This window comes from Acidithiobacillus sp., assembly GCF_027322205.1.
Classification (GTDB): domain Bacteria; phylum Pseudomonadota; class Gammaproteobacteria; order Acidithiobacillales; family Acidithiobacillaceae; genus Acidithiobacillus.
This window is the reverse complement of record NZ_DAHVHY010000065.1, coordinates 5,155-11,417: the sequence shown is the minus strand read 5'-3', so window position 1 is coordinate 11,417 and position 6,263 is coordinate 5,155. Positions and strand designations below refer to the sequence as shown.

Genomic DNA, 6,263 nt, shown 5'->3' with positions numbered 1-6,263 from the left:
TTTGTCTCCATCACCCCCGGCCCCATCGAGGTGCTGATCAAGGCCGGTCTGGTCAGGGAGGCCTATCCGGTCGCCAGTACCGCCATGTGCATTGCTTATAGTCCCGACAGCCCCTACGCCAAAGACTTTCAGGAAGCCGCGGAAGGCAAAGTACCCTGGTATGAAATCCTGCAGAAGCCAGGGGTAGTCTTCGGCCGCACGGATCCCAAAACCGATCCCCAAGGGCAAAATATCGTCTTTACCTTCATGCTGGCTGAAAAGTATTATCACCAACCGGATCTGGTGGACAAAGTCCTCGGCCCGATCGAGAACCCCCAACAGATATTCACGGAGACATCCTTACTTTCCCGCCTCAAGAGTGGCCAGATGGCCGCCTCGTCGGGTTATCTCAGCGCGGTGAAATCCCTGCATCTGCCTTATGTCACCCTGCCCGATCAAATCAATCTCAGCAATCCGGCCATGGTCAAAGACTGGTACAGCAAAGTCCACTTCACCCTGAATGTGGACGGCAAAGCCAAGACCGTGCATACCCAGCCCCTGGTGTTTTATGCCGCGGTACCCGTCGACGCACCGGACCCCAAACTGGGCATGGCCTTTATCCGTTTCATGACCAGCCCCCAGGGGCAGGCCATGTTCAAAGAGACCGGCTATAACCCGCCCAAAGGCGACATGCTGAGATAAAGCGGGTCTGCACCAGGGCGTTCGGCGCCCGGCGTAAGCAGTTCGCCGGTCCGCTGGGGTGTGGCATTCCTCCGCGACCCGGCTGATTATGCCGCGTTATATTCAAAATACCGCAATGAAAACCACCATACTCGATACGCAGGAGCTATTCCCATGCAGAAAAATATCCTTCATCTGATGACAGCAGCCAGCCTGATGGGCGCCTTCAACGCCAGCGCCCAAGCCGAAACCCTGTCCCAGTTTTTTGCGAAAAGCCACATTGACGGACAAATCCGTTCCTATTACTTCAGTCGCCTCTATGGCACACCCAATACCGTCAATGCTTATGCCTACTCCCTGGCCGGACGCATCAATATCGTCACCGCACCCTTCCTCACGGGCTTCCGTGTCGGCGTCAGTTTTTACACCGCCAATGCACTCGGCACGCAGCCCAGCAATCCGGCCCGGATCGACAAAACCCTCATGGGCACCAGCCCCTCCGTCAATGCGTTGGGTCAGGCCTATCTGGAATATCAGGACAAATGGGTCACCGCCAAGGCAGGCAACCAGTTGGTGGATACCCCGTGGCTGAACCGGGTCGGCGGGCGGGTAATTCCCGTCACCTATCAGGGGGTGACCCTGGAGGCCCATCCCTTTAGCGGCCTGCAACTTAGCGCGCTGCGGATTTTCCGTTGGAAAGACCGCACCACCGGCCAGTTCTACCGGGATAATCTCTATTATCCCGGCCACTATGAAGGCGACTCCCTCTATGGCGGACCCAACGTGCTGCCCGCCGGTACTTCGCCTACCAACGGGGCGCTCGCCTTTGGCGCCCGATATCGCGCGTATCACGCCGAAACTGCCGCTTGGTTTTACCAGTTCGACCAGTTCGCCAATATGTTCTACTGGAGCGGCCACTACGCCCTGCCCACCACCTTCGTCCTCAAGCCCTTTGTGGATGCGCAATTCACCAGGGAATGGGGTGCCGGCGAGGCCTTTGCGAGCACCGGTACCGCCCTCTTTGGCCAGCCAGGGCAAGGTGTCAACAGCACCAACTGGGGTGTAAAAGCCGGTTTCCAGTTCCCCAACGGCAGCCTCTGGTGGGGCTATGATGCGACCCTATACCATGCCCATGCTCTGGGCGGCGGCGCCATCATCTCGCCCTATACCGTCGGTTACACGGCTGATCCGCTCTATGTGGATTCCATGATTCAGGGGCTGGTAGGCGTCGGCCCCGGCGACGGCTGGCGGGTGCGTGCGGCTTACTGGGTCCTGCCCATGGCGCTGCAATTGACGGCCGGTTATTCCCAGTTCACCACCTATTTTTCCGGCAATAGCAACTGGACCCACTTTAACGTGAGCTATTTCCCCCAGGGCATGTTCAGGGGGCTGTGTTTGCGGGATCAGGTGGAGGTGGGGAATGGTGGTGCGGTCGGGCTGTTTCCGGGCTCAGGACAACACTCCTTTGTCTATAACCGGGTAATGGTGACTTACGAGTTTTAGCACGCAAGAATTCCTCACCGGAATACTCTGGCGACATATAGCGTCGTTGCCCGATAGGGACGGCAACGGCGGTTGAGCGCGCAATAACCGTTCCAAAACAAGTATAATATTATCATATGGTTATATTTTAATATAACGTAATAGACTGAACATCTTGTACGCTTTGTTACCTACTTACGTATCTCATCAAACCAGCGGCGCCAGACAAACTTTGTCGCAAATCTGACCAGACTCCACTAAAAGGCTATCTAACGACAATATCGTCTTATCACACCCGCATCCGCAAGAACTGCACAGATAGCATCTACAAACTTGTTTATATGAGTAATATGGCGTTACATGCCGGTGCCGCTACCCCATGGTCTGCATCCCGGTATAAATATTGCCGGATACGCGAATGATGCAGCCAGGAGGACCGGAACCGTGCCAGATACAATCATTGTTGGTGGTGGCTTATGCGGGCTTGCATTGGCCCGAAGCCTGCAGGAGCGCGGGCTAGATTTCACGCTCTATGAAGCGCGTGAGCGTCTCGGCGGGCGTATATTTTCCGAACGCTGCCAGCGCAACAATCTGGCGGTGGATCTGGGGCCTACCTGGTTCTGGCCGGATACCCAACCACGCGTCACCCGGATGATCTCGGGCCTCGGGCTCGACACTTTTGCCCAACATGACCGGGGTGACATCCTGCGCCTGAATACAACGGATGAAAACCGGAGGTCATGGAGTTGACGGAGGTACATGGGGGTGCCCGGCGCGTGGTAGGTTGCTTACGATCAGGCGTTCTGGCGGGAATCGGGCCAGTCCGGAAACGCCTTCGTCACCCACGAACAGGTGGTACTCCCCGAAATTTTCGACGCCTGTGATGCCACCGGCGAGCAGGCCGCACTCGGCGCCTTTTTTCCCTCCCACCGGCATTTCGCGCCACCATCCCGCCCGCCACCATGGCCTTACTGATCTCCCGCCAACTGGTACAGGTCTTTGATCTGCCAGCAGAAGACGGAGAACAACATGTCCATGACTGGGCTCAGGAAGCCTACACCTGTAGCACCCTGGACCGCACGCCTCCCAATACGCATCCCGAATACGGCAACCCGAACCTGCGATTGCCGCTGTGGAAAAACAAGCTGTTTTTCGGCGGCTCCGAAACGGCGGGCTATGGCGGCGGCTATCTGGAAGGCGCCCTGGAATCCGCCGCCCGCATTCAGCGGACACTCGTGTCTGACCCCATATCGCTTGGCCCGGAAGCACTGAACGGCCCTGCCGACAACACCGCCTGCATCGCCATATTCGGTACATGGGTGACCGCGCAACAGCCGGATTTGCTGGCGACCTATCGCCGCCACCTCAATCAATATCTGGCCCGCCAGCACAAGGAACAGTTGACCCAGCGCGCCCTGCTCGACACCATGGAGCAGTTCTACAGCGAGGCATTGCGCCAACTGAGCGAATTACCTTTTGACACCAGCGGTACGGGTGTCCATAAGGGGCGTTCTGCGCTCACGCCGGAAGTGCATGCACCTTTCGCAATCGTTCATCAGACACTGATCAGTGAAGCCCTCGCCTTCAACCACAGTTCCTACGCGCTCTCCAATTTTCCCGAAGAGCACGAACCCGGCAAGGAATATCTGTCCACCATCGCCCGCGACCTCGCTGCCGCCTGGCCTGAGTTTGCCCTCAGCAGCAATGCCGTGCTCCGTGCCAAAGCCGCTACCGTCAGCGAGAGCCAACGGACGCATTGAGTTTACCGTGATAAAGCATGCATTTTGTCGCAAAGCCTACATCTGCTGCTTACGTTGTTTTTCTGGTGCATTTTATCCAACAGATTGTTTATCTTGAAATTCACAAGATAGTCGTATCTGGAATAAAGATTGCTAGATCAGTGCAACAGCCTCTTCAGATCACCGGCAGATCGGTAACAGGAATACGCCATGCATATTGTCGTCTGTATCAAACAGGTTCCCGACAGCGCCCAGATCCGAGTGCATCCGGTCACCAATACCATCATGCGGCAGGGTGTACCCGCCATCATCAATCCCTTCGACGTTTTCGCCATTGAAGAGGCCTTGCGCCTCAAAGACCGCCTTGGCGGACGGGTCACCGTCCTGACCATGGGGCCGCCCCAGGCGGAGGACGCCTTGCGCAAGGCCATCGCCTATGGTGCCGACGACGTGATCCTCCTGACCGACCGCGCCTTCGCTGGCGCCGATACCCTGGCGACTTCCTTCGCCCTGGCCCAGACCATCCGCAAAATTGGTGAGGAACATCCCGTCGATCTGGTGTTCACTGGCAAGCAGACCATTGACGGCGATACCGCGCAGGTCGGACCGGGCATTGCCAAGCGCCTGGGCCTGCAACTCCTCACCTATGTATCGGCTATCGACGCATTGGACCTTGAGGAACGCAGCATCACCGTACAGCGTCGCTCGGAAGGCGGTGTGCAAGTCATCAGAACCTGCCTGCCCGCTCTGATCACCATGCTGGAGGGTAGCAACCAGATCCGCTTCGCGGGTATGGATGATATGTTCCGCTCGGCTCGGCTTACCGTGCCGCAATGGAATAAAGACCGTGCCGGTATTGAGGACGTCAGCAAAATCGGCCTCAAGGGTTCGCCCACGGTGGTCAGCAAGATATTCACTCCCAAGCCCCGGGCGGTGAAGGCACAGAGGATCGGCGCCGATCTGGACGCCAGCGGCACCGCCAACGCCATCCTGGATGTTCTCAGCAGCCAGCACCCGCGCCTGGCGCAGGAACTCGGCCTGATCACCCATTGATTTCTCAAGGAGTATCCACATGAGCGAGAACACTGCCGCACCCGTAAAACCCAAAGGCAAAAAACGTCTGGAGCTGGACCCCCGCCTGGCGGCCTACAAGGGAATCTGGGTGTTTGTCGAAATGGAACGGGGCCAGGTACATCAGGTGTCCTGGGAATTGCTCGGCGAAGGGCGCAAGCTGGCCGATATTCTGAATGTCGAACTGGGCGCCGTCATCCTCGGCGGCAGCAGCGATGAACTGTCTGCCGCTGCCCGCAGCGCTTTCACCTATGGCGCCGATGTGGCCTATATCGTGGCCGATCCCATTCTCACGGACTATCGCAACGAGCCCTACACCAAGGCCATGACCGATCTCGTCAACCGCTATCAGCCGGAGATTCTCTTGCTCGGCGCCACCACCCTGGGCCGCGATCTCGCCGGTAGTGTAGCCACCACGCTGCTCACGGGTTTGACCGCGGACTGCACGGAACTGGCCATCGACCCGGACAACCGGGGACTGCTCGCCACTCGCCCGACCTTCGGCGGCAGCCTGCTCTGCACCATCCAGACCCTCAACTACCGCCCGCAGATGGCCACCATCCGCCCCCGGGTCATGGCCATGCCCGACGCCGTGCCGGAACGCAGCGGTCGTGTCATTTCCGAAAACCTGCAGATGCAGGAGGACGATATTATCGCCAAGGTCCTGGAGTTCATCCCCGACGAGGCCCAGGAGCAGGCTCAGCTCGCCTATGCCGACATTATCGTGGCGGGCGGTCGGGGCATGGGCAAGACGGAAAACTTCCGCCTGATCTGGGACCTGGCTGCCGTGCTCGGCGCCGAAGTGGGCGGTTCGCGTCCGGTGACCCATGCGGGCTGGCTACCCGCCGACCGTCAGATCGGGCAATCGGGCAAGACCGTGCGTCCCAAGCTCTATATTGCCGCGGGCATCTCCGGGGCGATTCAGCATCGCGTCGGCATGGAAGCCTCCGACGTGATCATCGCCATCAACAACGATCCCAATGCGCCCATCTTCGACTTCGCCACTTATGGCATTGTCGGCGACGCCGTGCAGATCCTTCCCGTCCTCACCGACGCCTTGCGCAGCCGTCTGGCTGTGAACCGTCGGGCCGGTTAATCACAGGAGTCATGCCATGGCCGAAAAATTTGATGCCATTGTGGTAGGTGCCGGCCCCGCCGGTAATGCAGCCGCGTACACCATGGCCAAGGCGGGTCTGAGCGTATTGCAACTGGAACGGGGTGAAACCCCCGGCACCAAAAACGTCCAGGGGGCCATCCTCTACGCCGACGCGCTGGAACGCATCATTCCCGATTTCCGCGACGATGCCCCGT

8 protein-coding genes are annotated in these 6,263 nt (G+C 58.6%); 7 read left to right on the top strand and 1 reads right to left on the bottom strand.

All coding sequences use genetic code 11. The features are described 5' to 3' along the window. From M7F93_RS09525 to M7F93_RS09515, 3 genes are all read left to right on the top strand, one after another. On the top strand, nt 1-681 hold a 681-nt coding region (locus M7F93_RS09525), incomplete at its 5' end, for an extracellular solute-binding protein (RefSeq protein WP_298172513.1). A gap of 153 nt (nt 682-834) precedes the next feature. Next, complete coding sequence (locus M7F93_RS09520) at nt 835-2,163, top strand: OprD family outer membrane porin (protein ID WP_298172510.1); 1,329 nt, start codon at nt 835-837, stop codon at nt 2,161-2,163. Nucleotides 2,164-2,586: 423 nt separating this feature from the next. Next, nucleotides 2,587-2,892: an FAD-dependent oxidoreductase gene (locus M7F93_RS09515; RefSeq protein ID WP_298172507.1), complete on the top strand. Its 306-nt coding sequence runs from the start codon at nt 2,587-2,589 to the stop codon at nt 2,890-2,892. Here M7F93_RS09515 and M7F93_RS09510 read toward each other — a convergent pair. Then, entirely contained in the window at nt 2,881-3,078 is a 198-nt protein-coding gene (locus tag M7F93_RS09510; protein ID WP_298172504.1) for a hypothetical protein, read from the bottom strand. The genes M7F93_RS09515 and M7F93_RS09510 overlap by 12 nt on opposite strands. Nucleotides 3,079-3,104: 26 nt before the next feature. Here M7F93_RS09510 and M7F93_RS09505 point away from each other — a divergent pair, with 26 nt between their 5' ends. The 4 genes from M7F93_RS09505 to M7F93_RS09490 all read left to right on the top strand — a co-directional run. Beyond that, complete coding sequence (locus M7F93_RS09505; RefSeq protein ID WP_298172500.1) at nt 3,105-3,902, top strand: FAD-dependent oxidoreductase; 798 nt, start codon at nt 3,105-3,107, stop codon at nt 3,900-3,902. Between the two features lie 189 nt (nt 3,903-4,091). After that, nucleotides 4,092-4,934 (top strand): electron transfer flavoprotein subunit beta/FixA family protein, encoded by an 843-nt coding sequence (locus M7F93_RS09500; protein ID WP_298172497.1) that lies wholly within the window; start codon nt 4,092-4,094, stop codon nt 4,932-4,934. A gap of 19 nt (nt 4,935-4,953) precedes the next feature. Then, complete coding sequence (locus tag M7F93_RS09495; RefSeq protein ID WP_298172494.1) at nt 4,954-6,048, top strand: electron transfer flavoprotein subunit alpha/FixB family protein; 1,095 nt, start codon at nt 4,954-4,956, stop codon at nt 6,046-6,048. A gap of 16 nt (nt 6,049-6,064) precedes the next feature. Continuing rightward, a partial coding sequence (locus tag M7F93_RS09490; protein ID WP_298172490.1) for an FAD-dependent oxidoreductase occupies nt 6,065-6,263 on the top strand: 199 nt, incomplete at its 3' end.